The 26,204-nt window shown below is 69.6% G+C and carries 19 protein-coding genes and 4 pseudogenes; 10 read left to right on the top strand and 13 right to left on the bottom strand.

The features are described from left to right. Positions 1-144: 144 nt before the first annotated feature. The 10 genes and pseudogenes from IO24_RS0134800 to IO24_RS0134760 form a co-directional block, all read right to left on the bottom strand. Positions 145-894, bottom strand: coding sequence for a hypothetical protein (locus IO24_RS0134800; protein ID WP_157851304.1), 750 nt, complete (start codon positions 892-894; stop codon positions 145-147). Continuing rightward, the gene (locus IO24_RS0134795; protein ID WP_031142950.1) at positions 881-2,446 is read right to left on the bottom strand and encodes a vWA domain-containing protein; all 1,566 of its coding nucleotides are present in this window, start codon (positions 2,444-2,446) and stop codon (positions 881-883) included. The genes IO24_RS0134800 and IO24_RS0134795 overlap by 14 nt, the downstream gene beginning before the upstream one ends. Beyond that, on the bottom strand, positions 2,443-3,684 hold the full coding sequence (locus IO24_RS0134790; RefSeq protein ID WP_031142947.1) for a hypothetical protein: 1,242 nt from the start codon (positions 3,682-3,684) through the stop codon (positions 2,443-2,445). Before IO24_RS0134790 ends, IO24_RS0134795 begins: the two co-directional genes overlap by 4 nt. Positions 3,685-3,920: 236 nt before the next feature. Next, positions 3,921-4,562 (bottom strand): annotated as a pseudogene (locus IO24_RS0134785) (ABC transporter ATP-binding protein); the annotation flags it as partial. 48 nt (positions 4,563-4,610) lie between these two features. Beyond that, positions 4,611-5,716, bottom strand: a pseudogene (locus tag IO24_RS41205) (aliphatic sulfonate ABC transporter substrate-binding protein). Between the two features lie 149 nt (positions 5,717-5,865). Beyond that, on the bottom strand, positions 5,866-5,967 hold the full coding sequence (locus IO24_RS47450) for a putative leader peptide (RefSeq protein WP_338055604.1): 102 nt from the start codon (positions 5,965-5,967) through the stop codon (positions 5,866-5,868). Between the two features lie 71 nt (positions 5,968-6,038). Then, positions 6,039-6,821: a sulfite exporter TauE/SafE family protein gene (locus IO24_RS0134775; RefSeq protein ID WP_031142941.1), complete on the bottom strand. Its 783-nt coding sequence runs from the start codon at positions 6,819-6,821 to the stop codon at positions 6,039-6,041. A 42-nt stretch (positions 6,822-6,863) separates the two neighbouring features. Continuing rightward, positions 6,864-8,093: an acyl-CoA dehydrogenase family protein gene (locus tag IO24_RS0134770; protein WP_031142939.1), complete on the bottom strand. Its 1,230-nt coding sequence runs from the start codon at positions 8,091-8,093 to the stop codon at positions 6,864-6,866. Positions 8,094-8,106: 13 nt separating this feature from the next. Further along, entirely contained in the window at positions 8,107-8,676 is a 570-nt protein-coding gene (locus IO24_RS0134765; RefSeq protein ID WP_031142937.1) for a winged helix-turn-helix domain-containing protein, read from the bottom strand. A gap of 271 nt (positions 8,677-8,947) precedes the next feature. Next, positions 8,948-10,468 carry an FAD/NAD(P)-binding protein gene (locus IO24_RS0134760; RefSeq protein ID WP_234335340.1) on the bottom strand — a complete coding sequence of 507 codons (1,521 nt, stop codon included), beginning with the start codon at positions 10,466-10,468 and terminating at the stop codon, positions 8,948-8,950. Between IO24_RS0134760 and IO24_RS47445 the strand changes: the two are divergent. The 3 genes and pseudogenes from IO24_RS47445 to IO24_RS0134745 form a co-directional block, all read left to right on the top strand. Further along, positions 10,364-10,949, top strand: a pseudogene (locus tag IO24_RS47445) (amino acid ABC transporter permease); the annotation flags it as partial. The gene IO24_RS0134760 and the pseudogene IO24_RS47445 overlap by 105 nt on opposite strands. 39 nt (positions 10,950-10,988) lie before the next feature. Continuing rightward, positions 10,989-11,753, top strand: coding sequence for an amino acid ABC transporter ATP-binding protein (locus tag IO24_RS0134750; RefSeq protein ID WP_107063083.1), 765 nt, complete (start codon positions 10,989-10,991; stop codon positions 11,751-11,753). Positions 11,754-11,787: 34 nt separating this feature from the next. After that, positions 11,788-12,012 (top strand): hypothetical protein, encoded by a 225-nt coding sequence (locus IO24_RS0134745; protein ID WP_031142929.1) that lies wholly within the window; start codon positions 11,788-11,790, stop codon positions 12,010-12,012. Position 12,013: 1 nt separating this feature from the next. Here IO24_RS0134745 and IO24_RS0134740 read toward each other — a convergent pair whose 3' ends face one another. Next, positions 12,014-14,446, bottom strand: a complete 2,433-nt coding sequence (locus tag IO24_RS0134740) for an ATP-binding SpoIIE family protein phosphatase (protein WP_031142926.1) — start codon at positions 14,444-14,446, stop codon at positions 12,014-12,016. A 678-nt stretch (positions 14,447-15,124) separates the two neighbouring features. Between IO24_RS0134740 and IO24_RS0134735 the strand changes: the two genes are divergently transcribed. The 7 genes and pseudogenes from IO24_RS0134735 to IO24_RS0134700 all read left to right on the top strand — a co-directional run bounded on the left by IO24_RS0134735 (position 15,125) and on the right by IO24_RS0134700 (position 23,958). Next, positions 15,125-16,789, top strand: coding sequence for an extracellular solute-binding protein (locus IO24_RS0134735; RefSeq protein WP_031142924.1), 1,665 nt, complete (start codon positions 15,125-15,127; stop codon positions 16,787-16,789). A 408-nt stretch (positions 16,790-17,197) separates the two neighbouring features. Beyond that, positions 17,198-17,557, top strand: a pseudogene (locus tag IO24_RS0134730) (aldo/keto reductase); the annotation flags it as partial. Next, entirely contained in the window at positions 17,548-18,261 is a 714-nt protein-coding gene (locus IO24_RS0134725) for a FadR/GntR family transcriptional regulator (protein ID WP_031142919.1), read from the top strand. The pseudogene IO24_RS0134730 and the gene IO24_RS0134725, both read left to right, overlap by 10 nt. A gap of 361 nt (positions 18,262-18,622) precedes the next feature. Continuing rightward, a complete protein-coding gene (locus IO24_RS0134715; protein WP_031142915.1) occupies positions 18,623-20,929 on the top strand; it encodes an ATP-binding cassette domain-containing protein in 2,307 nt (768 codons plus the stop codon). A gap of 356 nt (positions 20,930-21,285) precedes the next feature. Then, positions 21,286-22,014, top strand: a complete 729-nt coding sequence (locus tag IO24_RS0134710; RefSeq protein ID WP_157851303.1) for a DUF6875 domain-containing protein — start codon at positions 21,286-21,288, stop codon at positions 22,012-22,014. After that, entirely contained in the window at positions 21,992-22,852 is an 861-nt protein-coding gene (locus tag IO24_RS0134705) for a tryptophan 2,3-dioxygenase (RefSeq protein WP_078899479.1), read from the top strand. Before IO24_RS0134710 ends, IO24_RS0134705 begins: the two co-directional genes overlap by 23 nt. Before the next feature lie 65 nt (positions 22,853-22,917). Further along, positions 22,918-23,958, top strand: a complete 1,041-nt coding sequence (locus tag IO24_RS0134700) for a methyltransferase (protein ID WP_031142908.1) — start codon at positions 22,918-22,920, stop codon at positions 23,956-23,958. A 43-nt stretch (positions 23,959-24,001) separates the two neighbouring features. Here the strand turns inward: IO24_RS0134700 and IO24_RS0134695 are convergent, their stop codons facing one another. Both IO24_RS0134695 and IO24_RS0134690 read right to left on the bottom strand, forming a co-directional pair. Continuing rightward, a complete protein-coding gene (locus tag IO24_RS0134695; protein ID WP_167551649.1) occupies positions 24,002-24,643 on the bottom strand; it encodes an LmbU family transcriptional regulator in 642 nt (213 codons plus the stop codon). Positions 24,644-25,186: 543 nt separating this feature from the next. After that, entirely contained in the window at positions 25,187-26,068 is an 882-nt protein-coding gene (locus tag IO24_RS0134690; RefSeq protein ID WP_031142904.1) for a siderophore-interacting protein, read from the bottom strand. Positions 26,069-26,204: the final 136 nt, after the last annotated feature.

The following is a 26,204-nucleotide window of genomic DNA, read 5'->3' as shown; positions in this document are numbered from 1 at the left end:
CGTGGCCAGGAAGGGAACGTTGCAGGGCCCTCTCGCCTCTGGCGCGTCGACCTCCACGGCCGGCGGCGAGGTGGGCTCGGCCATCCGGCCCAGCCCACCACCCTGCCGTGCTCGCCGAGTTCGGCTCCCGGTGGGCGGCGGCAGTCACCAGAAGATCGCGATCGCCTCCAGCGTCACCTCGCGGGTGTCCTCGCGCCAGCCGGTCATCTTGCCGAGGCAACGGGCCGTGAAGGTGCCGGCCGGGATCGAGCGGCGCGCGTTCCCGGGGGCTACGACGCGCATGTACACCGGGGGCTGCTCCTCGCCGTACTCGGCCCGCAGCACGAATCCCTCCGCTACGTCCGGCATGCCGGTGAACACACCTTTGACCGAGACGAATTCGCCGATGCGGCTCAAGGTCACCGCACGACCGTCGGCCAGGTTGTCGGCGAGGTTCCGGTTCGGGACGACGGTCAGGGTGGTCAGGTCGGCGTGGACGATGGCGTCGGCCCGGTCGAAGGCCTCCACGACCACGCCGATCACGTTGATCGGTTTGTCCTTGCGCACGAACTTGCGGAACGTCTCCTGGCTGACGTCCCGCTTCAGCCGGAACCGGAACAGCCACGTCAGCACCCGGCTCCAGAAGCCGACGCTCGTGTCGACCTTCGTTCGCAGCTCGACGGCTTCCTCCAGCGCGGACCGGTAGTTGCCGAGCTCGTACAGGTCCATCACCGCCTGCTCGTCCAGGTACAGGCAGATGCTGTACGCCGACTGCCAGCGCCGCATGTGCCTGCGCCGCTCCCGGGCATGGCGCACCAGGACCACCCCGAGCACCAGCGTGCCGGCGGCCGTCACCAGCCAGACCGTCATCCACGGCCACCAAAGGCTCCACCACAGTGCGTCAGTGACAGCCACGGATCTCCTTGAAAGCCTCGGAAAGGGACGAGCCGGCGGCATCGACCATCCGTCCGCCCGTCCGCGCCGCCACGCGCCGCAGTTCGCCTGCGTCGGCTTCGCCGAAGTGGACGGGGTAGGTGTGTACGGCGTCCCGCACGGCGGCGGGCAGTGCCCGGTGGCGGCGTAGGAACTCGGCATAGGACAAGCCGGCGTTGTTCTCGCCGTCCGTCATCAGGACGAGTGAGACGGAGCGGTCGGGGTCGGCGGCCAGTTCCCGGGCGGCGGTGCGGTAGCCGTGGTCGAGGGCGGACCACACGGCGGTGGCGTCGCCGTAGCCGCCCCTGGAGACGGTGTCGGCGAGGGCGGTCAGATCCCTCGGGCCGGTGACGGTGACGGTCTTCTCCTCCAGCACCCGGCCGCCGAACCGGACGGCGGTCAGCCGCTCGCCCCGGTAGAAGCGGGTGAACTTGCCGGAGGCGGAGAGGTCCGCGCCGCTGAGTCCGGCGAAGGCCTCGCGCAGGGCGGCCATCCGGGTGCCGCGCATCGAGCCGGAGAAGTCGAGCAGGAAGACCACCCGGCTCGTGGTGCGGCGGTCGGGGTCACCGTAGTCCGCCAACAGGGTTGCCACGACGGCGGGTTGATCGGGGTAGAAGAGCGCGTTGCCGACCGGTTCGCGCAGCCGCGGGTCCCGAGTCACTGCCGTGTTCACGGGGCGGCGCAGCGTGTGCCGCATGATCTGCCGCTGCACCGAGTCGCGCCGCAGCCACTGCGTGACCTTGTCGTACGCGGTCCGGTGGGCCGGGTTCAGCAGGAGCAGCGGGAAGTCCGCCAGGACCATGCCGTCTTGGGGGCGGACGATCTCCAAGCGGTCGTCGAGGCGGTCGGTGGCGTTGAGGGCGAGCAGATCGGACTCGTATGTGATGAGGGCGTTGGCCTCGCCCTGGTGATCGACGTAGGAGTCGACGAGGGCGGGGCCGGTGTCGCCGGTGAGGGTCTGGCCGGAGCGGAAGCCGCGCAGCCGGTCGCAGGAGACGTCCTCGGGGCGCAGAGCGGCTCCGGTGCCGGCCGCGGCGGTGGCGACGCCGACGAGGGCGGCGAGCCCACTGCCGGCATGCCGGGGGTCCGCCATGCCGAAGCGGACGGTGCCGGTGGCGGCGCCGTCCGCGATGTCCGCCCAGGTGAGCCGGCCGCCGGGCACCCGGGCGCGAAGCTTCCGTGCCACATCCGGCTTCAGGCCGATGACGACGGGGGACGTCATGGTGGGCATGCGCTGCAGCCCCCGGATTGCGCTCTTGTCGGTGAGACGCAGATAGCGGTCGGAGGACAGCCACGCGAGGTCGTAGTTGTCGCGGTCCGGGGTCTTCGTCTCGGCGTCGGCCCGGTGGTCCAGACGCAGGTCGACGCCGGTCTCGTCCCTCAACTCCTCCAGCAGCGGGGCCAGTACGGCGAGGTCGGGACCGGCGAGCACGCGCAGCCGGACCGTGTCGTCGCCGCCGTCGCCCGAGCAGGCGGTGAGCAAGGTGGTGACGAGCGCCAGGCAGAGCGCCCACAGGCCCGCGCCGCGCCTCACCGGTTGCCCGTCCGGTCCGGGCAGTCTCCGACGATCTCGATCATCTTCTCCAGCAGGGGCAGGCTCGGCAGGACCGCCCGGGTGTCGCCGGAGGAGGTGGTGGGAACGGGGATCTGCCGCTCGGTGAGGAACCGGGTGAGCTCGTCGCTGGTCGCGCCACTGGTCGCGTTGCGGGCCCGGAAGCCCAATTCCATGGCCCGGTGCTGGAGTTCGGGATTCTTGCTGACCAGTTCGCCGAGCCGGGCGCCGTCGCCGGTCAGCGCGACGAGCTGGGGTTCGGTGACAAAGCGTGTGGACGGGTAGAGAAGGACACGCTCGTCATCAGTCGCACCCTTGTCGGCCTCGTGCCCGATCTGGTGGGCGAGGAACTGGTGCTCGTAGATCACCGAGACAGGGGCGATGCTCGGCCCGTCGGGGGACAGATACGTTTCGGCCCGTTCGGAGGACGGCAGGCCCTGCTCGATGAGGAGCGGCTTGATCTTCCGGGCGAGTTGCTCCGCCTCGGCCTCGCTGTCCGGCGCGTCGTTCCCGTGCTCGACGAAGGCCACGAGTCCGAGGTAGGTGCCGGCGGAGTTGGCTTCGCAGATGTCCGAGGTCTGGGCAAGGATCTTGTTGCCGTTGCGGACGCGGTCCTTGCGGTCGATATCGTCCCAGCGGTAGCCGCCCTTGGAATCGCGCTGGACCCCATTCCTCTTGCCGTGCGCGAGATCAAGGAACTTCCGCATGTCGAGGGTGTAGTACATCGGCCGGCCACCCGGCCCCGGCAGGCGCTGCGCGACGCCTTCCGTCGTGAGCACCTCGGCGTAGTCCCGGTAGGTGGCCAGCACGATGGGGCTGACGAACGGGCGGTACAGCAGCACCGGACGGTTCGCCCGGGCGCGCTCCCGGCTGATCAGGTCGGCGGCCGGCTGGCCGGAAGGGAAGACGACGTCGTACCCCTCGTAGTCCTGCTTGGCGATCTCACGCGAGCCCATGTTGGTGATGTGCACGCGGAAGCCGTGCTTCATCAGCAGCCGCTCGACCACGGGGTCCTGGAAGAAGTCCCTCTTCGAGGCCATCTTGGCCTCTATGGTGACCACCTGCCGCAGCGGCAGAAGCAGGTTCCCGGAGGCCACGAGCAGGACCAGCCCGACTACCGGGACGGGCAGCGCCGACGCCAGTACTCTGCGCAGGCGTCGGCGCGGGGCTCTGGTGACGGTTAAGCGCGGCTCTTCGGTAGCGGGTCTGTTCGCGGGCACCTGCGTCTCCCCCCGTGACACCTGCGTTCTCCCCCGTGGGCCCGGGCCAGGATCGTCGATGAGGCCGGTGTACCCCGAACGACTCCTCCCGGAACGTCGGTTGAACGTAGGAGCAGCGCACGGCGAAGGCCGGGTGGGCGCTACGCACCGGGCACGTTCGTCAGCTGCCCGGCGCAGTTTCACGACCCTGTGTTCCGCGCGCCGACGAACGAGGAGTTCGTGCGGGTCACTCGTCAGAGCACCACCCGCTGCGCCAGCTTCACCGCCTCGCGCACGTTGTGCGTGACGAACAGCACCGACAGTCCCGTCTCGCGCCAGATGCGGGTCAGTTCGTCGTGCAGCACGTCGCGGGTGATGGCGTCCAGAGCGGCGAACGGCTCGTCCATCAGCAGCAGTCGGCTGTCCTGGGCCGGCGCCCGGGCCAGTGCGACGCGCTGCCGCATGCCGCCGGACAGTTCGTGCACCCGCTTGCGGTACGCGCCCTGCAGCCGTGCGAGTTCCAGCAGCCGTTCGGCCTCCCGGCGGCGTTCCGGCTTGGCGACCCCGCGCAGTTTCAGCGCGAGTTCGAGGTTCTTGCCCGCGGTCAGCCATGGGAACAGGGCGTGTTCCTGGAACATCAGGGCGGGCCGGCCTTCCGTGTCGATCGAGCCGGCGGAGGGCAGGTCCAGTCCCGCGACCAGGTTGAGCAGGGTGGACTTGCCGCAGCCGGAGGCTCCCAGGAGGGTGACGAACTCGCCGGGTGCGACGTCGAGCGTGATGTCGTCCAGTACGAGTTGTTGTCCGCCGGGCGTACCCGGCGCGGGGAAGGACTTCGAGACGTGCTCGATGCGGGCGGCGTGCGTCACCGCTCGTGCAGCCTTGGCGACCGCGGTGGCCATGGTCGTCACCTCCTGGTAACTCATCGGATCCGGTTGTCAGTCACTCGGCTATTCGGCGCCGAGACCCGCGTCGTCGACCTCGTCCTTGCCCTCGGACTTGAGGACCTTGTTCAGCGGTGCGAGGTCGTAGATGCCCTTCAGATCGGGCTTTTCCAGCAGACCGGACTTCACCGCGTGCTCCGCCTCGGTGCTGAGGGTGGAGGCCAGCGGGTCGTCGAGGAAGGTGATGGACTTCCAGGCCGGGTCGATGACCTCGGCGGGCAGGGCCTTTCCGGACTCCTCCTTCAGCGCCTCGTTGGCCGAGGCCTTGGCCTTGTCCGGGTTGGCGTTGATCCACGCGTTGGTCTTCACCGAGCCGCGCAGCACGGCCTGAACGACGTCCGGGTGCTTCTTCAGGAACGCCTGCGAGACGATGATGTTCGTGATCACGAACTTCTTGTCGGGCCACAGGTCGGCCTCGTCGAGCAGCACCTTGCCGCCCTCGGCGACGAGCTTGGACGCCGTCGGCTCCGGCACCCAGGCGCCGTCGATCGAGCCGGACTTGTAGGCGTCCGGTGTGATCTTGTTGTCGGTGCGGACGACGGAAACATCGCCCTTACCGCTCTGCGCGTCGACCTTCCAGCCCTGCTCCGAGATCCAGTTCAGCAGCGCGACGTCCTGGGTGTTGCCGAGCTGCGGGGTGGCGATCTTCTTGCCCTTGACGTCCTTCAGGGACTTGATCTTTTCGGGGTTGACGACCAGCTTCACACCGCCGGAGGCGGAGCCGCTGATGATGCGCAGGTTTTTGCCGTTCGACTTGGTGTAGCCGTTGATGGCAGGGGACGGGCCGATCCAGCCGATGTCGATGGAACCGGCGTTCAGGGCCTCGATCTCGGAGGGGCCGGCGTTGAAGGTGGACGCCTTGATCCTGGTGCCGCCGAGCTCCTTCTGCAGCAGGCCTTCCTGGACGCCGACCAGCGCGGTGGCGTGCGTGAGGTTGGGGAAGTAGCCGATCTTCACTTCGTCGGCGAGAGCTTCTTGGCGTCCGCCGCGACCTCGGTCTGCTTGCCGTCGTCGGTGGACTCGGCGCCGTAGCCGCAGGCGGTCAGCAGCAGGGGGAGCGCCGCGAGGACGGCGAAGGTGCGCAGGGTGGTGAGCGGTCTTGCGGCAGACACGGAGGTGTCCTCTCAAGGGAAGGGCGTTCGGGGAGCACGGCACGGGAGCGTGGAGCCTGCTGATACACACCGGCACACCGCTTCGCCCGCCATCCGGCGGGACGGCAGGGGCGCAGCGGTGTGGGGGCATGCGGATTGCGCGGAGAGTCTCAGACGAGCTGACAGATGGCGCTGGAGGTCCGGCCGAAGTCGATGTGGCGACGCGAGGTCAGGAGGGGCGGCAACAGGGCCGTGCGGTTGCGCGTTCGCATGACGACCCCACCCCACAGATTCCTAGAGATCGGTGGTTATTGGTCCAATGTCCTGGGCGTCTTGCGCGCCGTCAGCGCAGTGACTGTACGGCGTAGAGGGCACCGAGGGCGGAGGCCAGGACGCCGAGCAGGAGGCGAAGTGCGGTCTCGGGCAGACGAGGTCGCAGACAGGCTCCGAGGTAGCCCCCGACCAGTCCGCCGAGACCGCAGGCCAGACCGAGGTGCCAGTCAGGGGCGATATCGCCGGAGCCGGTCAGGGACAACAGCGCGAAGGCCGCGGCACCGGCCACGGAGGTGACGAAAGTGGAGGCGAGGGCGGCCGGCGCCACCCGCGCGACGGGCATGCCCCGGCCGACCAGGACGGGGCCGAGGAGGGATCCGCCGCCGATCCCGTAGATCCCGCCCACAACACCGACGACCAGGGCCAGTCCGGTGACGGCTCGGGGGGAGGGTTCCGCGTCCGGGGCCGGCGGGGTGGGCCGGATGGTTCGCCCGATGAGCCACAGGCCCAGCGGCATCAGCAGAGCCGCGACCAGGAGGCGGAATGCGGTGGCCCCCGGGACGGCGAAGACCCGTACCACGGCGCCGATGACCACACCGGGCAGAGTGCCGGCCACCAGGCGGCGCGTCAGCGCGCTGTACAGCAGTCCCTCGCGGTAGTGGCGCAACAGGGCGCCGGGCCCGGCCACCACGTTGTACAGCAGGTTGGTGGGCGTGACCGCCGGGCTGGGCACCCCGAGTACGCTCAACTGCACGGGAAGCAGGAACACCGCTCCCGAAACGCCCACGGGCGCGGTCACCGCCGCTATGAGCAGGCCGGCGGTCAGACCTGCCAGCACCGTTGACCACGTCATGGCAGCCCTCTGATGGAACGTCCGGCCATTATCGCCTCCTGGTCAGGCGGGCAGGACGAACGGAGGGTGGGCGCCGTTGAGGAAGTAGTGTCCGACATCGCGGAGCCGGTGAGTGACGGGCTCGTACAGGGTGTGGGTTCGGGTGTTGCGCCAGAACCGGTCGAAGCCCAGCCGCGCGGAGGTGGAGCGGGCACCGACGATTTCCAGGGCGCGGGTGGTGGACTCCTGCGCTGCCCTGGCCGCGGCGGTTTCGGCCATGGCCACGAGGACGGAGATGTCCGCGGACTCGTCGAAGGTGAGGTCGTCGCCGCGCTCGAGGCCGCCCCGCACGGCTTCCAGTGCCTGATCGGTGAGTGCCGACGCGGAGCGGGTGAGGACGGTGAGTTCTCCGTAGGCGGTCTGCATCTGCGGGTCGTGCGGGGTACCGGCCGGCCAGGCGGGGTGCCAGGGCGCGTGGCCCGTCCTGCTGTAGTCGCGTGCTTCGGCGAGCACTCCCTCGGCCATGCCGAGAAGGAGCTGGGCGGAGAAGAGACGCCCGACCGGAGATGCCAGGGCGGCCCGGGGCGACAGCAAGTCCTCGTCCGCGGACAGGGAGCCGAGCACGTCGTCGGCACCCAGCGGTACGTCGTCGAACTCCACGCTGCCGCCGGCCGCGAGCCGCTGGCCGAAGGGGTCGGCGTCGCCGTCGATCGTCACACCGCGACGGGCGGGATCCACCACGACGGCGAGTGGCTCACCCGTGTCCTTCCGCACGGCGCGCACGGCGAGACGGTCGGCGACCAGGACCCCGGTGGTATAGCCCTGCCGGCCGTCGAGCACCAGCCCGTTGGAAATCCTGGTCAGTATCAGGGGCGGCTCCTGACGTGCGAAACCGCCGCCCCAGCACCACTCCTCGGCCGCGGACCGCTCCTCGATCCGCGCGGCTGGAGCGGGCCCGGCGAAGAAGCGGGCACTCCACGACAAGAAGTAGTGAGAGCCGAGCAGTTGACCGATGGCGCCGTCGGCTGTGGCGATCTCCCGGACGACGGCGTAAGCCGTCAGCCAGTCCGCGCCGCCTGCCTGGGATCCAGTCGGCATCAGGAGCGACAGCAGTCCCGCCTCGCGCAGCCGGGACACCTCGTCGAACGGGGCCTTGCCCGCCTGCTCCCTTGCCACTGTGTCCGTGGCCAGGTCGTCCGCCGCTTCACGGGCCACGCGCAGCCAGTGAGCTCGGCCGCGTCCGGGCAGGTCGGATGGCGAGGCGGGACGGGACGGCGCGGAGGCAAGGCCCATGGAAGTGGTCTCCTCAAGGTCGGCCGCGGAGCGCGGCGTCGGGGCTCGCCTGCTGGTCGGGCACGTACTTGTACCCCACGCGCCGAACGGTGACGATCCGGTGCCGGTGAGCCCGGCCCAGCTTGCGACGCAGGCGGGCGATGTGAACATCCACGGTTCGGCCGTCGCCGATGTGGTCGTAACCCCAGACGGCGGCCACCAGCCCGTCGCGCGACTGTACGTGGTGGGGATGCCGAACGAGATGCGCAAGCAGCTCGAACTCCAGGTAGGTGAGGTCGAGTTCGCGCCCGTCCACCTCGGCGACATGGCGCGCGGGATCGATGCGGACGACGTCGCCTCCCGTCCGCCGGGCAGGGGCCGGGTCCGCGGCGACGACCGGTCGGATCTCGGGCCGTGGCCTGTCCTTGACGAAGAGCTCAGCGGGATCGGTGCCCTCCGGGACGAGCACGAGGTAGCCGACGAGCGGGGCAGAAGTGTTTCCCTGGGTGCCTCTCCGCGTGGTGTCGCCCACCAGGCGAAGACGGGGTGTGCCCGAGAGCGGCGGATCGTGTGGGGTGGCCTGGGCCGGAAGTGCCGTGGTCATGGCGGTTGTCCCTCGGAAAGAGTGTCGGGCCGTCGGACGCAGTGGGTGAATTCGCCTGACGCCTGGGAAGGGCGGGGCGGAGCGGCACGGTGAAGGTGTGAGCCGCGTGCCTCAGGCGCGACAGCAGGCGGCACTGACGACGTGACCAAAGTCGACATGCCGACGACGAACGAGTCGTTGCTGCGTACGGGACATGTTCATCATCCTGCGCATCCGCTGGTGACACCGTCAAGGCTTCCCTAGTAATTCCATAGGAAAAGTAGAGAACGTCTCACACACTGAGAGGCCGGCCGTCCACCTCAGACGTCGCCGTCTTGGCCTCGGTGGTGCTCAGGGCGCGCAGCGTCGCGCGGGCCACCGAGTCGTTCTGGCGGAAGGCCGGCGCGTTGGTGCGAGGGCGGGCGAAGGCGGCGACGGCCCGGCTGTTGGTGGGGGCGCCGAGGGCGATGCGGCGGGGATGGGGGCTGCCGAGGGACGGGTCGACGAGGTGGCCGTCCGCGGGGGAGACCGCGAGCAGGCCGGAGCGGTGGGTGTGGGTGGGGTCGGTGATGATCTCCTCGGTGAGGGCGCCGGTCCGGTGCAGGTCGCGCAGGAGGGGGTCCTCGGTGCGGTCGAGGGAGGGGCCGGGCAGGTACGCCTCGATCAGGGCCGTTGCGTGTGTGATGTGCCCGGGGACGGTGGAGCTGGTCGCGGTGAAGGTGCCGGTGCTCTCGTCGGTGCCGATGCGGACGTCGACGCCCAGGAAGTGGACGATGCCGGCCCGGGACAGCGCGAGGAGCTGGCGCAGGCGGAAGCCGGGCGGGCCGGAGGCGAGGAAGCTGAAGAAGCCGTGCCACCAGCCGTCGAGTCGCTCGGCGACGGACCGCGCGGTCAGCCGTCCCGCGGCGACCAGACGGGGCAGCTGGCCGTAGACGGAGAGCAGGGCGAGGAACGCTCCGAGGTCGGCGCTGAACTCCGGGTCCTCGCGACGGGCGACATCCTCGGCGATGTGCTCGCGCAGATGCTCCTGGAGCGCGTCCGCCGTCGGGAACGCGAGTCCGTCCAGTGGATGGTCCAGGGCCTCGAAGTCCAGGTGGTCTGCCGGATCGGGTACCGCCGTGGCGACGAGGGCCGCCATGTCGTCGTCGTACCAGCCCAGACGGTCGTACGCGGCGATGAAGTCCGCCCAGGGAAGAGCGGTGCGCTCGGGGTGGGCGTGGAAGAGCTCGTGGTAGTGGCCGAAGCCGATCTCCTTCGCCATCATCGGCCACACATCGCACCGCAGGTCCAGCGGGCGTCCCTCGGCGAGCAGCGCGTCGACCGCCTCGGGGCCGAAGTGGCGCGGCAGCGGGGGCCGAGGGCCCTGGAGCCGGTAGCGGGTCTTGGAGTGGTACGGCACCCCGCGCCGCGATCCGACGTGGAGGACGGGCTCGCGACCGGACGGGAGGTAGGTGAGGGTGCCATCGGCCTCGGTGCGGTAGGTGCCGCCGCGGCCTTCGGTGAGCAGTGCCATCAGGTCGATGAAGGCCAGGCCGAAGCCGCGCAGGAGGACGTGCTCGCCGGGTCGCAGCCCGGACAGGTCGGCGTCGGCGGAGAACTCCGGCGGGAGGTGGAAGCGGCCGTGGCGGAGGGCGAAGGCGGCGTGGTCGCGGTGCTCGGTGGTGGGCGTGGAGCCGAGGTGTCCCTGGGCCAGGACCACCAGGTCGGCGAGGAGTTGGGCGTCGGCATCCCCTTCGGGCCGGTGTTCTGGTCCGTCGACAGCAACAGCCTGATCGGCACCATCGGCGCCGCCGTCATCGGGCTGACCCTGCATCAGGCCGCCTACGCCGCCGAGATCGTCCGCGGTGGCGTCATAGCCGTCGACCACGGACAACTGGAGGCCGCCGCCGCGCTCGGCATCCCCCGGCTGCGGCAGATCTGCCGGATCGTGCTCCCGCAGGCCATGCGCGCCATCCTGCCCACCGCGGGCAACGAGATCATCGGCCTGCTCAAAGGCACCTCGGTGGTCTACGTGATGTCCATCGGCGAGCTTCTATCAGGTGCAGGTCATCTACGGCCGCAACGGCCGGGTGATCCCGCTCCTGCTGGTCGCCACCGCCTGGTACGTCGTCCTCACCTCCTTGCTGTCGATCGCCCAGTACTACGTGGAACGCCGCTACGCCCGGGGCGCCAACCGCACCCCACCGCCCACCCCGCTCCAGCGCGCCCGGCGCTTCGTAGGCAACCTGCGCGCGGCGGCGGCCCAGCGCAACCAGTCCGTCGTACCCCTGAAGCCCTTGGGAGACAGCCGATGAGTGACGTGACGGTGGCAGTCAAGGACGCCAAGCCGGCGGGTGGACGGCGTGATGGTGGACGTCCACGGTGTCCACAAGAGCTTCGGCCCGTTGGAGGTGCTGCGCGGCGTCGACCTGAGGGTCCGCGCCGGTGAGGTCACCGTGGTCCTCGGCCCGTCCGGCTCCGGGAAGTCCACGCTGCTGCGCACCATCAACCACCTGGAGAAGGTCGACCGCGGCTGGATCAGCATCGACGGCGAACTCATCGGATACCGCCGCTCCGGGAACAAGCTGCACGAGCTCAAGGAGAAGGACGTCCTCAAGCAGCGGACCCACATCGGTTTCGTCTTCCAGAACTTCAACCTCTTCCCGCACCTGACCGTCCTGGACAACCTCGTGGAGGCCCCCGTCTCCGCGCTGCGCCGCCCGCGCAAGGAAGCGGAGGAGACCGCCCGCCGGCTGCTGGAGCGGGTCGGGCTCGCCGACAAGACCGGCGCCTATCCCCGGCAGTTGTCCGGCGGCCAGCAACAGCGCGTCGCCATCGCACGCGCACTCGCCCTCGAACCCAAGGTGCTGCTCTTCGACGAACCCACCTCGGCGCTCGATCCGGAACTGGTCGGCGAGGTCCTCGACGTCATCAAGGACCTGGCCCGCACCGGAACCACGATGATCGTCGTGACCCACGAGATCGGCTTCGCCCGGGAGGTCGCCGACACGGTGGTGTTCATGGACGGCGGAAGAGTCGTGGAGCAGGGCCCGCCCACGGCCGTACTCGACTCCCCGCAGCACGAGCGCACCCGCGCCTTCCTCTCCAAGGTCCTCTGACCGCCACCCCATGACGACCGCAAGGAGCACCACCGTGACCACCCTCGCCGCCCGCCGCACCACCGCCGCAGCGCTCGGACTCGCCGGCGCCCTCCTCCTGGCCGCCTGCGCCAACCCCGACGACGGCGGCACGACCGAGGTCGCGGCCAAGTCGGGCGGCACGACGAAGGTCAACATCAGCCCTGACCAGAATCGCGTCACCACCGGCAAGGTCGACGATGGCACTGCCGACAACCGGTGGCGCATCCTGGGGAACTAGCCTAGGGGAGGGCCTGCGCGCACCAGATCGTCTTGCCGTTGGTGGTGTGCCGGGTGCCCCACCCCTGGGTGAGCTGGGCGACGAGCAACAGGCCCCGGCCGCCCTCGTCGAAGGCGCGGGCCCGGCGTAGGTGCGGAGCGGTGTTGCTGGCGTCGGAGACCTCGCAGATCAGGGAACCGTCGCGAATCAGCCGTAGCCTGATCGGCGGTTCGCCGTATCTGATGGCGTTGGTGACGAGCTCGCTGACGACCAGCTCGGTGACGAAGGACGCTTCCTCCAGGCCCCAGGCGTCCACCTGGTCGACGGCGAACTTCCTGGCGCGCGGCACCTGCGCGGGGTCGGGCTCGATGTCCCAGTCGGCGACGTGGCGGGGGTCCAGCGCGTGAGTGCGAGCGAGCAGCAGGGCGGCGTCGTCGGTGCGGCGTTCAGGGAGCATGGCGTCCATCACCGTGTCGCACAGGGCCTCCAGTGAGGTGGCCGAGCAGTCAAGGACCCGCTGCAGTTCGGCAATCCCCTCGTCGACGTCGCGTTCGCGGCTTTGCACCAGCCCGTCCGTGAACAGGGCGAGGAGGCTGCCCTCGGGCAACTCGAGCTCGGTGGCCTCGAAAGGCAGCCCACCGATGCCGAGCGGCGGTCCCGGCTGTGCGGCCACCGGGGTTCTGGTGCCGTCCGGGGAGATGATCAGCGGCAGGGGGTGGCCGGCGCTGGCCAGTGTGAGGCGTCGGGAGACCGGGTCGTAGACGGTGTACAGGCAGGTGGCGCCTGACTCGCTGGTCGGCTGGAATTGGTCGCCTGGCTTGAGGTCGCTCGCGAGGTGGAGGACCAGGTCGTCCAAGTGAGTCAGCAGCTCGTCGGGCGGCAGATCGACGTCGGCGAGGGTGCGGACCGCCGTACGCAGCCGGCCCATGCCGGCCGAGGCGTGCAGGCCGTGACCGACGACGTCGCCGACGACCAGGGCGACCCGGGCACCGGACAGCGGAACGACGTCGAACCAGTCACCGCCCACTTCCGTGCCGGTCCCGCCGGGCAGGTAGCGGGATGCCACGTCGACCGACTCCTGGTTCGACAGGCTCTGCGGCAGCAGGCTGCGTTGCAGGGCCAGCGCGGTCGTGCGCTCGCGTGAGTACCGGCGGGCGTTGTCGATGGCCACGGCGGCCTTGGCGGTCAGCTCTTCGGCGAGGATCAAGTCGTCGGCGGTGAAGGCCTCAGGCCGCTCAAGGCGGCAGAACGCGACGACGCCGAGCAGTGCGCCGCGCGCCCGGAGCGGCACGGTGATCCGGCCGGTCAGCCCCACCGCGGCGAGGGACTCGTCGACCACCGGGTTGCCCGGTGGCCAGTGGGCCGGGTCGGCGGCGAGCCCGGGCCCGAAGGCCCACTCGCCGCCCTGGCCGGGCGCAGCGACGAGCTCAACCGTCGACCTGCCGGTGGCCATGCAGCGGGCGGCGACCGAACCGGGAGCGTGGCTGACCGGCATCGTGCGTCCGGGAGCCCGGTCGGTGTCCTCCCTCGCGCTGTGCTCGGCGGCACGGCTGACCTCGATCGTCTCGCCGGGGGTGAAGGCAGACACCGAGGGCGGTTCCTCTCCGCGGAGAACCTCGTCGAAGAGATCCACGCTGACGAGGTCGACGAAGCCCGGCACGGGGGTCCGGGCCAGTTCCTGTGCGGTGCCGGTCACGTCGAGTGTCCGGCCTATGCCGCCGCTGGCCTCGTTGAGCATGAGCAGGCGTTGCCGAGCCCAGTACTCGGCGCTCATGTCGAATCCCCAGTTGGCCACCGCGCGGACCCTGCCCTCGCCGTCTCGGACGGGCCAGATGCTGGTGGCCCAGGCGTTGGCGTAGTCACTGCCGCTGGGGCGGAAGACGGTGATGAGACGCGCGGGTTCGCCCGTCCTCGCCACTTCGGAGAGCTTGTCGGTGTAGGGCTTGTCGTCCCTTTCGGGGAACAGCGTGCGGTCGAATTCGGGCAGTACCTCGCGGTACTTCTTACCGAGTACTTGCTCCTCGGTGTGTGCTATCACCCGGCCCGATGAGGCGTTGATCCACTGGAACCGCAGTTCAGGGTCGTAGACGCCCAGAGCGAAGGGGCACTGCTCGAAGGCCCGGTCGGCGATCACCGGGCGGCGTCCCCAACGCTGGAAGGTGACCACGTGACCCAGTGCCCGTCCAGCGGGGCCGGACAGCGGTTGAGCCGTTACCACGGCGTCCACTGCGGAACCGTCCCTGTGGCGCAGGGCGACGGATTGCGTGGGGCCGGCGCCACGGCCCTCGGGGAAGCCGGGTGGTGGCGGAGTGACCAGAAGGTCGGTCACCGGGCGGCCGACGGCGTCGTGCGCCGTCCAGCCCAGCAGCAGACGGCCCCCCTCGCTCCAGCCGCTCACCATGCCGTCCAGGTCCACCACGGCAACGGCAGTGGGAGCGTCCTGCTTGCCGACCATCTCCACGCGCCGCGCCTCCGTCCCGGACAGCCGTGCCCGTCAGGGCTGGTCCCCAAGGCTGCTTCCAGCCTAGAGCGGCCCCCGCTCCACGGCGCTCCGGCCGGTGCGGTGCCAGGTACCGGGTGCCGGGTGCCGGGTGCCGGAGCTACTGGGGGCCGGACATGCCCCGCTCGACCGGAGCCGCAGTGCGTCCGCCGGAATGGGGCCCGGGGCAACTGGTGCAGAGATCCCATCTCTGCATCGAGTGTGAGTCGCGACAGAAGGCCGTCGACGCGCTTCGCGAACGGCAGCTGCGGATCGCGGAAGGCGGCGGTGTGTGTGGCATGTGTGTTGACACATGGGATCCCCTTGAGATGAAGCGAAGAGCGCCTTCGAAGCGCTTCGATGCTCGTCAGACGCTTGGGTGAGTGTCAAGGGATCGGCGCCTCCCCATCAAGCAGGCCATATAAGAGTCCCCTCCGGCGCCTCAAAGGAATCTTGGAAGCCACCCTTGTGCGCCCATGGGTGTTCACTTAACCTCACTCAACATCGAAGCGCTTCGACTGCGAATTGCGTCGCAGTGATGGGATGTTTGTTCTCAGTTCAGCTCAGTTCAGCTCAGCTCAGCCGGTTCCAGTAACGACACGCAGCCGACGGCCCACCGCCGGGTGTCCTGGTGCGCCAAGAAGGGTTGACGCAATGACGCCGAATGCCGCCTCCTCCGGACCGAGCCGGAGAAGCTTCCTCGCCTCCTCAGCGATCGCCACCGCGGCGGTGGCCGGGGGAATGCCGCTGCTCACCGCCTGCGGCGGTTCGGACAGCGGGTCGCGAGAGGGCACCACGTCGGGCAAGGCCGCGGCAAAGCTGCTCCCGACCTACGTCGCCAGCAAGATGGCCGATCCGGACATTCCCTCGAAGAACGGTGCGGCGGCCGGCTACACCGGCAAGGTCGACCTCGCGGCCCTCACCACCTCGGTACCGGACAAGCTCGGCACCGGCGCCCCGGTCAAGATCATGGCCCCGTTCTGGGGCACCCCGCCGAAACCTGGCTGCGCGTACTACAAGGCGGTCGACACGGCGGCGGGTACCAAGGTCACCTGGCAGAACCAGAACGGCATGACCTACGGCCAGAAGCTCGGCGCCGTCCTCGCCTCCAGCTCCATACCCGACATGGTGGTCGTGCCCGGCTGGGAACTGAACAACAGCAAGATCGGGAGCGCGGTCGCCGCGAAGTGTCTTGACCTTGGCCCCTACCTGGCGGGCGACAAGGTCAAGAAGTACCCGAACCTGGCCGCGATACCGTCCGACGCCTGGCGCATGGGCATCTTCGGCGGCGCGTTGCGCGGCATTCCGATGCCCACCGCCCCGGCCAGCATGATCGTGCCCTACTACCGCAAGGACGTCTTCGAGAAGAAGGGGTACTCCGTACCCAAGTCGGCCGACGAGTTCCTCAGCTGGGCCAAGGACGCCACCAGCGCCAGGGCCAGGGTGTATGCCTGCGGTGACATCTCCTGGATCGCGGGCGCCATCTTCAGCGTCGCGCCCAACTGGGACATCGATGACGACGGCAAGCTGCGGTACAGCATCGAGCGTCCCGAGTACCTCGAATCCCTGGCGTGGGTCCGCAAGCTGTTCGACGCCGGCGTGGTCCACCCCGATGACAGGGCGCGTACCGGCGACGTGGGCCAGCGGTTCACCGCCGGACAGATCCTGGTCTGCACCGGCGACATGTCCTTCTGGTACGTCAAGGCCGCCGAACAGGCCCAGGCCAACCCGGAGTTCCAGATCGACGGCATGGACCTCTTCGGCGCCGACGGCGGCAACCCGACGACGTACGCGTCCGCGCCCGCCAACATCTGGTCGATGATCCACAAGGGGGCCTCCCAGGAAACGGTCGAGAACGCCCTGGCTGCCGCGAACTTCGCGGCAGCGCCCTACGGCACCAAGGAGCGGATGCTCGTCGACTACGGCGTAGAGGGCAGCCACTACACCGTCAAGGACGGTGCCCCGGTCAAGACGGACCAGGGCAACAGCGAGGTGGTCAACGCCTGGGGGATGCTGGCGGCACCGGCGCCCTACGTAGCGCACCCCGACCTCCCCGATGTCGCCCGTGCGCAGGTCGAGTGGCAGCAGCGGATGGGTGCCTTCATGAAGAAGACCTCCATCTACGGCATGACCATCATCGAGCCGTCCCGCTACGCCAACCTCTCCAGCCAGCTCGAGCAACTGCAGATCGACTACGTGCGCGGCAACAAGAAGATGTCCGACGTCCAGGCCTTCATCGCCAACTGGAAGTCCTCCGGCGGTGACAAGCTACGCGACTGGTACAAGGAGCTCATCGAGAAGAACGGCAGCGGCAACTGATGTCGGTCGCTCACCACCGGGAGCAGGCCGGACGGGCCCGTCTGCGGCAGCAGCTTCTCGGTCGTGGGGTCGCCCATCAGGCAGTTCATGTAGTCGCTGAAAATGACGGCCAGGCGGTGGTGGTCGGCGAGCGGGCGGCGCTGGGCGCGGCGGTAGCGGGTCAGCCCGGCGAACGCCGCGTCGGGGCCGCCGTCGGCGCTGAAGGACGAGGCGGCGGGTACGGTGCGGAAGGCGGCTCCGGGTTCAAGGGAGTGCCGCCAGCCGTGGTGGGGTCGGTGGGGCCGAACAGCGCCGCGTAGGCCGCCTTGTCGTGCTCTTCGCATTCCCAACTCCAGGCTCTCTCGCCATCCATGCCGATCGGCAACCTCCAAGAGGAGCAAGGCGGCCGGGACGGCGTGCTCCGCTCCCGTGCCGGCGGTGGGTGCCGTCAACTCCGGACTGCTCTCCCGCGACCGGCCCACCGAGGGCATGAAGGACGACTACCAGGACGCCCCGCCGGCTCTGGTGGCCCGGGCTCGGGCGACCACCGAGGTCTGTGCGGCGTACGGCACCACTCTGCCCGCCGCCGTGATCGCCGACCCGTACACACATCCCAGTATCATCAACGTCACCCTCGGCATGCGGACTCCGGAACAGGTCGGACGAAACGTGGAACACCTTGATCAGCGAGCCCCGGACGGTCTCCGGGACGATCTCCGCGCACAGGGGCTGATCAGGTGGGGCGTGCTCACCAGGCGTGATGGGGGGAGGGGTGAGCGGTGTCTCTGACGGACAAAGCCATCGAGCAGATCCGTGAGCTGATCCAGACCGGTGCCCTGCCTCCGGGGTCGAAGCTCCCACCGGAGCCGGACCTGGCCGCTCAGCTGGGCCTGTCCCGCAACCTCGCCCGCGAAGCGGTCAAGGCCCTGGCCGTCGCGCGGGTCCTGGAGGTCAGGCGAGGCGACGGCACGTATGTGACCAGCCTCCAGCCGAGCCTGCTGCTGGAGGGGCTCGGCGGCGCGGTGGAACTGCTGCAGGGCGACTCGGTCGCTCTGCAGGACCTCATGGAGGTACGGCGGCTCCTCGAACCGATGGCCACGGCGCTGGCCGCCACCCGGATCTCCGACGCCCAACTGGCTGAGGTGAAGCGGCACCTGGACGCCATGCGCGAGGCCCGCGACGACGTCGAACAGCTCAACGCCCACGACGCAGCCTTCCACCGCGCCGTCGTCTCGGCCACGGGCAACGAGAGCCTCCTCACTCTCCTGGAAGGGATCTCCGGCCGCACCCTGCGCGCCCGCATCTGGCGCGGCCTGGTCGACGACAAGGCCGCGGGCCGCACCCTCGCCGAGCACGAGGCGATCTTCAACGCCCTGTCCATCCGTGACGCCGCCCTCAGCCAGGCCGCCGCGCTGCTCCACGTGAGCAACACCGAGCAGTGGCTGAGGGAACACCTGCGCTCCGTCCCCTTCGCGACGACAGCACGGAAGTGACGGGCGGGCGCCGGCCGCCACGCTCCGGCCGGCGGCCCTCGCGCACCAGGTACTTCGCGCAGCCGGACGGTGGTTGCCGGGCCGACCGCTTCGAACCGGTGGTCGCTTCCGGGCTGTCGCCGGCCGGCGGCAACGGCGTCGACGGTTCGGTCGTGCAGCGCGAGTGCCTACGAGACATCGCAGCCCTCGCCGTGCGCCGCCGTTGAAGCGCTTGATCTTCGAGGGGGCCCTTCGCACATCTGGCGTCCGTCCCCAACTGCGCTCTTCGCACGTGCTCCGGAGAGCTGGTTAGATCGATTCGGCCGAGGAGGCGGAGGCCGTGACGGTGGCCCGGGCGTAACAGAGGGAGACAGCAGTGAGCATGACCGCGAGTACGGACACGACATCGCGCGCGCCGCGTATCGCCGACAGCCACGACATGATCCGCGTGCAGGGTGCGCGGGTGAACAACCTCAAGGACGTCAGCGTCGAGATTCCCAAGCGGCGGCTGACGGTGCTGACCGGCGTCTCCGGTTCCGGCAAGAGTTCGCTGGTGTTCGACACGATCGCCGCGGAGTCGCGGCGGCTGATCAACGAGACCTACAGCGCGTTCTTACAGACCTTCATGCCGACGCTTGCGCGGCCGGAGGCCGACGTGCTGGAGGGGCTGACCACGGCCATCATCGTCGACCAGGAGCGGATGGGCGCCAACGGCCGCTCCACGGTCGGCACCGCGACCGACGCCAACGCGATGCTGCGGATCGTCTTCAGCCGGCTCGGCGAGCCGAGCGCCGGGCCCCCGTTCCACTACAGCTTCAACCAGCCCGCCGGCGCGTGCCCCCGGTGCCAGGGCACGGGCCATGTGACCGACCTCGATCTGACGCAGTTCTACGACGAGAGCAAGTCGCTCGCGGACGGGGCGATCACCGTCCCCGGCTACAAGGCGGGCAGCTGGTTCGTGCGGATCTTCGCCGGGTCGGGTTTCGTCGACCCCGGCAAGCCGATCCGTGACTACAGCGAGACGGAACTCCACGACTTCCTGCACCGCGAGCCGACCAAGGTGAAGGTCGACGGCATCAACGTCACCTACGAGGGACTGATCCCCAAGGTGCGCAAGTCGATCCTGGCCAAGGACAGTGACGGGTTGCAGCCGCACGTCCGGGCGTTCGTGGAGCGGGCGGCCACCTTCGTCACCTGCCCCGAGTGCGACGGGAGCCGGCTGAACGAGGCGGCCCGGGCGTCGAGGATCAAGGGCGTCAACATCGCCGACGCGTGCGCGATGGAGGTCCGCGACCTGGCCGACTGGGTCCGCGGCCTCGACCAGCCCTCGGTCGCACCCCTGCTGGACACGCTGCGGCAGACCCTCGACTCGTTCGTGGAGATCGGCCTCGGCTATCTCTCGCTGGACCGGCCCGCGGGCACCTTGTCGGGCGGTGAGGCCCAGCGCGTGAAGATGGTGCGCCATCTCGGCTCGTCGCTCACCGACGTCACCTACGTGTTCGACGAGCCCAGCACGGGTCTGCACCCCCATGACATCCAGCGCATGAACGAACTGCTGCTGCGGCTGCGGGACAAGGGCAACACCGTGCTGGTGGTGGAGCACAAGCCCGAGGTCATCGCGTTCGCCGACCATGTGATCGATCTGGGGCCCGGCGCGGGGACGGCGGGCGGCACCGTCTGTTTCGAGGGCAGTGTCGAAGGGCTGCGCGGGAGTGGCACGCTGACCGGGCGGCACCTGGACGACCGGGCGTCGCTGAAGGAGTCGGTGCGCAAGCCCGAAGGTGTGCTGGAGATCCGCGGGGCGCGGGCGAACAATCTCCAGGGCGTCGACGTGGACATCCCGCTCGGGGTGCTGACCGCGGTGACCGGGGTCGCCGGGTCCGGCAAGAGTTCACTGCTGCACGGGTCGGTCCCGGCGAGCGCGGGAGTGGTGTCGGTCGACCAGACGCCCATCCGCGGCTCACGGCGCAGCAACCCCGCCACCTACACCGGGCTGCTCGACCCGATCCGCAAGGCCTTCGCCAAGGCCAACGGCGTCAAGCCTGCCCTGTTCAGCGCCAATTCCGAGGGCGCCTGCCCCACCTGCAACGGCGCCGGGGTCGTCTACACCGACCTGGCGATGATGGCCGGGGTCGCCACCCCCTGCGAAGAGTGCGGCGGCAAGAGGTTCCAGGCCGCGGTGCTGGAGTACCGGCTCGGCGGACGGGACATCAGCGAGGTGCTGGCGATGCCGGTGACGGAGGCGGAGGAGTTCTTCCGCGCCGGCGAGGCACGCATCCCAGCGGCCCATGCCATCCTCGGCCGGCTCGCGGACGTCGGGCTGGGATACCTGACTCTGGGCCAGCCGCTGACCACGCTCTCCGGTGGGGAGCGGCAGCGGCTGAAGCTGGCCACGCACATGGCCGAAAAGGGCGGGATCTACGTCCTCGACGAGCCGACCACAGGTCTGCATCTCGCCGACGTCGAGCAGTTGCTCGGACTGCTGGACCGGCTGGTCGACTCCGGCAAGTCGGTCATCGTCATCGAGCATCACCAGGCGGTGATGGCACACGCGGACTGGATCATCGACCTTGGCCCCGGTGCCGGTCACGATGGCGGTCGTGTCGTCTTCGAGGGGACCCCGGCCGACCTGGTCTCCGCCCGCTCCACCCTCACCGGCGAGCACCTGGCGGCCTACGTCGGCGCCTGACCGGCGGGACTCCGGCGCGGGCCGCCGTCACTCATCGGCGGCGGCCCGCCGCGGGGGAGAGGGCGAGGGGCCCGTGCGGGATCCCGCACGCGCTCTCGCGCGGGATTCAGGAAGAAGTGATCGCCGGGTAGTTCGTCGGCACGGACGGCGGGCAGTTCACGGTCGGCGACGTGTTCTCCGAGGAGATTCGGGGCACGGTGGGCACCGCATTTCCATGATTGCGGCCGATGTATTCCCTGTCCCGCCGGCGGGACACCCACCGCATTTCCGCCCGACAGGCCCGGGGCGTACCCGGACGCTGCTGCCTTGATTCGCCATTCCGGCCGCCGATATGGTTTTTGCGAGCCAATAAGTGGGTGCCGGACACGTCGGCGAACGCCTGCGTTCATTTCCTGATGGTGCCGTCGGAGGGGAAATCGACAACAATGTCAATCGATGTGTTGGCAGTCGACGTCGGGAAAGCCCTCGACAGCGTCGACGAATGGCTGAATTCCTATATCACCCAGCCCCACGAGCAGCTCGGCAGGTCCGGCGCGGTGTGTCCGTTCGTGGCGCCCGCCCGACGGGTCGACGCGGTCGAGACAACGGTGCGGCTGGTGGGCCCCGCCGCCAGCCTCCCGCTGCTCAAAGAGGTCATCCGCTGCGGGCTGGACGAGTTCGAGCAGTTCGGCCGGCGGGCGTCGAACCCGACGCTGCGGTCGCTGCTCATCGTCCTGCCGGACCTGCCGCCCGAGACGTTCGCGCTGCTCGACGAGGCGCACGCGCAGGTCAAGACCGAGAGCGTGGAACGCGGCCTGATGATCGGCCAGTTCCATCCAAACTGCGACGAACCCGCGGCCCGCAACCCGGCCTTCAAGGTCAGCCGGGCACCCGTTCCGCTGGTCGCGGTGCGGGCCATGGCGGTGCACGACATCCTCTTCCTGGGCGAACGGGCGGACTGGTTCGCCCAGTACCACCGCCGTTTCGGCGAGCGGTACCGGTCCAGGCCGGCCGGTATCGGCCCGCTGCTCACGACGCTGTACCGCAAGGCCCTGACGCTGCACGGACCCGGAGGGACGCCGGATGACCGCCGCGCGACCGGGTGACGAGCGGGACGGCGCGGTGGCGACGCGCTGCCCATACGGCGGCGCGGTGGACGCGCCCCCGACGGCGTACGCCGAGTACGCGGAGATGGACGCCCTTCTGGCGTTGCAGCATCCCCGTACGTCGGCGGCCACCGAGCCCGGTTTCATCATCATGAGCCAGGTCATGGAACTCCTCTTCAAACTGCTGCACACCGAATTCACGACGGCTCGTGACCGGCTGGCCGACGACGACGTGGACGCCGCGCTGTGGGTCTTGCGCCGGTCCGCTCGGGTGCAGCAGGTGGCGTTGTCGTCGTGGGACTTCTTCAGTGCGATGACGCCGGGGGAATTCGCCGAGTTCCGTGAGGTCCTGGGCACGGCCTCGGGTTTTCAGTCCGCCTCGTACCGGAGACTGGAATTCCTGCTGGGGAACAAGGACCCGCGGATGGTCGGGCCGCATCGCGACGCGTCGAGTCATGAAACGGTGGCCGGGCAGCTGCGTGAGCCGAGCCTGTACGACGCCGTACTGGCCCTGCTCCGCCGGCGCGGTCTCCCGGTCGCGGACGCCGTGCTGACGCGCCCGTGCGAGGCGCCGTACGAACCCCACGACAGTGTCGAGCGGGCGTGGCGCGAGGTGTACGACAACGGCGCCGGTCACGGCTCGCTGTTCCTCCTCGGCGAGGCGCTGACCGATGTCGCCGACTCCTTCGCCCGATGGCGTTACACGCACCTGACGGTGGTGCAGCGCGTGCTCGGGGGCAAACCCGGCACGGGCGGCACCGACGGCGTGTCGTGGCTGGAGCGCATCGCCGGCCACCGGTTCTTCCCGGAACTGTGGTCCGTGCGGTCACTCCTGTAGGGCCGCCCCGGCTGCCCGCCCCCGCTGTCACCTCATCGATCACCTACCCCACCAGGGAGCCCATCATGGCCATGGCCGGTCCCGTGGACCACGAAGACCTGACCCGGATCCTCTTCGGCGCCTCCGCCTTCCACCTGCTGCACGCCGGGTGCGAACTAGGCCTGTTCACGCGGTTGTCCGAGGAGGGGCCGCTGACCGCGGAGCAGGTGTGCGCCGGTCTGAAGCTGGAACCGCGGGCGGCGCAGATCCTGCTGCTGGGCACGACCTCGCTCGGTCTGACCGTCCGCCGCAGCCACCGCTACGGCAACGCCGAGCTGATCGACTCGATGATCTCGGACGGCACGTGGAGCATCATCGAGGACATCGTGCGGTTCGAGGAGCGGATCGCCATGCCGGCCGCCGCCGACCTGGTGGAGGCGTTGCGGCAGAACACCAACGTCGGCCTGCGCCGTATCCCGGGCGAGGGCGACGACCTGTACCACCGGCTGGCGTCACAGCCGGAACTGGAGGCGCTGTTCTACCGCTGCATGCGCTCGTGGTCGCGGCTGTCCAACCCGGTCCTGGTGGACCGGGCCGAACTGGGCGGGGTGTCCCGGGTGCTGGACGTCGGTGGCGGCGACGGGGTGAACGCGATCGCGCTGGCGGAGGCGAACCCGGGGACGTCCTTCACGGTGGTCGACATGCCCGGGGCCCTCGGCATCGCCGAGCGCAGGATCGCCGAGCGCGGACTGGGTGACCGGATCTCCGTGCGGGCGGGTGACATCTTCGCCGACGACTTCCCGACGGGCCACGACTGCGTGCTGTTCGCCAACCAGCTCGTCATCTGGTCGCCCGAGCAGAACGCGGCCCTGCTGCGCAAGGCGTTCGACTGCCTGCCACCGGGCGGGCAGGTGCTCATCTTCAACGCGTTCTCCGAGGACACCGGGGACGGGCCGCTGTACGCCGCGCTCGACAACGTCTACTTCGCCACGCTGCCGGCGCCGGACAGCATCCTGTACCACTGGGGGCAGTACGAGGACTGGCTGCGTGTCGCCGGGTTCCAGCGGGTCGAACGGCTGCCGGGCGAGACGTGGACGCCGCACGGAGTGCTGCGCGCGTGGAAGTAGGGAAGACACGGCGGGTGAGGCGCCTGCCTCACCCGCCCCCGTGTCACCCGGGAAGGCTGGCCAGAGCCGCCTCGTCGAGAGCCCGGAGCACCCACTGCTCGAACTTGTCACCGGAGAGTTCGGCGGCCTTGCGCCACCGCTGCACACGCTCGGCCGGGGCGCTGAGCTTCGGCAGACAGTCCTCAGGTGGTTCGCTCTTGCCGTCACGCTGGCGGTGGGAGCGTATGTTGCGGCGTAGTTCGTTGCGTGACCAGTTGAACTCGTCGGCCAGGTCCAGCCACTTGTCCTGCTCGCAGGGCGGCAGGGAACTCACCTCGGCGTGATGCTGGAAGCTCAGCGTCTCGCGGCGGCGGCTCAGTTCGAACTTGCGGGCCACCCACGCGTAGTTGCGCAGTGTCTGGTAGTCGAGACCACAGGCTTCGATCGCTCGCAGATACCGGTCCGAGAACTCCTCCTGTCCGTACACCAGCCAGTCGCCGAGGCACCACGACGAGGAGTCGACGATGCGTGAGATCTGCGAACCGACGTTCTGCCATCTCTCGAAGGTGAGGGCCTCGGGGATCCTCAGTCCGACGCGTGTCGTGAGGATGTCCTTGCCTTGCCGCTCTCCGTCGGTTCTGTTCCTCCGAAGGGGCGCGCTGGTACGCGGGCGGTTCCGCTGAGCGCGGTCCACGGAGTGCTGCATACGAACCTCTCTTCCGGCGTTGGCATGCCTCTGGGGGTACAGAAGCCGCGTGGTTGAGGTGATTCGGGCGACGGGCGCGACAAAGCGTCGGGTGGGTGCTGGATGCCGACCGCGGCCGTGCGCCGGAGCAGCCGAACGCGAAGAAGGGACGTTCGGCGTGAAGGGGTGGTCTTCGCGATGGCAGTCGATGATGGGGGCGGGGAGGTCCGAGCCCGCCGCTGCGCTGCGCTAAAGGCTGCGATATCTCGGCTGAATCTGATATCCCGCGATGATCAACACCAAAGGAAACACCCCCGTTGAAATCTTGACGAGGCAAACCGGTCGGGAAACCGCGTCGCCACCCGGGCGGCGACACCAACTGGCTATGCCACGTACATATTATCGGGTCAGTACCGACAACGGGGGTGAGCGTAGCAAGAAATTTCGCTCACCTGCGTGAGGAGAATCGTTTTGACTGAATAGGGATCCGCGGTCTTGACGGCACGGCAAACCAATGACCGGGACGCACCGGCGAGCGGCGCGTCCCGGTCGGGGAGCGGCGGGTCAGGAGGCCTGGGCCTGCGCCTCCGCCAGGCGCTCCTGTGCCTCGGCGAGGTCCTCCGCGGTGGGGGCGTCGTCCTGGGTGAGCTTCAGGCGCCAGCAGCCGGAGAACTCGATCCGGCTCTTGGCCATGCCGCGGTCGTCCACCAGATGCCGCCGCATCCGCCGCACCAGACCGGCCTCGCCGGCGATCCAGGCGAACCCTTCGCCGTCGGGCAGCGTGGCGGACCGCAGTGCGTCGGCCAGCGCCTCGCTGTGTCCCGGCTCGGTCACGCCTCGGTGCAGCCATGTCGTGGTCAGATCGGCCTCGGTGCGCAAGGGCTGCTCGTCGGCCGCCTCCTGGACCTCGACGAACGCCAGCGCCCGCTTGCCGGCCGGCAGGCTCTCGATGATCGTCGCCATCCCGGGGACGGCGGTGTCGTCACCGGCCAGCAGCACCCAGTCTGCCTCCGCGAGCGAGGCGGACAGTGGCTTGGGGCGCGCGAAGTAGTCGCTGGGCCCGAACACGCCCAGGCAGTCGCCCTCCTTGGCGTCCATCGCCCACCGCGTGGCCGGTCCGGCGTGCCGGTGCAGGACGAAGTCGAAGGTGAGGGAGTTCGTGGCCGGGTCGTGCGCGCGGATCGTGTAGCTGCGCATCCACGGCCGCTCGTCCTCGGGGATGGCGCTGAAGGCCTGGTACCACGACATGAGCTCGGTGGTCTCGGTGACTTCCGGCAGGGCCGGCCGGGACTGTCCGGGGCGCGGGAAGTAGAGCTTGACCTGTTGGTCGGGTTCCGTGAGGGAAAAGCCCCGGATGTCGTCGCCGGTGAGAGTGACGCGTGCCATGTGGGGGGTGATCTGCTCTGTCCGGCTGACATGCAGGAGCCAGATCGGCAAGCTGTTCATGGATTCCTTCGCGCGATCGGGGCGGATGGTGAGGGGGGCGCCGCCCGTCCGGTGCCGCCGCCCCGGCCATGACGTCTCCCCCGACCCTCTTGCCCGCAACACTTTACGGCATAAGGAGCTACCGGCGCAGGCCCGC

Origin of the sequence: Streptomyces flavovariabilis (assembly GCF_000725785.1) — a bacterium.
In the GTDB taxonomy this organism is placed as follows: Bacteria; Actinomycetota; Actinomycetes; order Streptomycetales; family Streptomycetaceae; genus Streptomyces; species Streptomyces hawaiiensis.
This window is presented reverse-complemented; position numbering and strand designations above follow the sequence as displayed.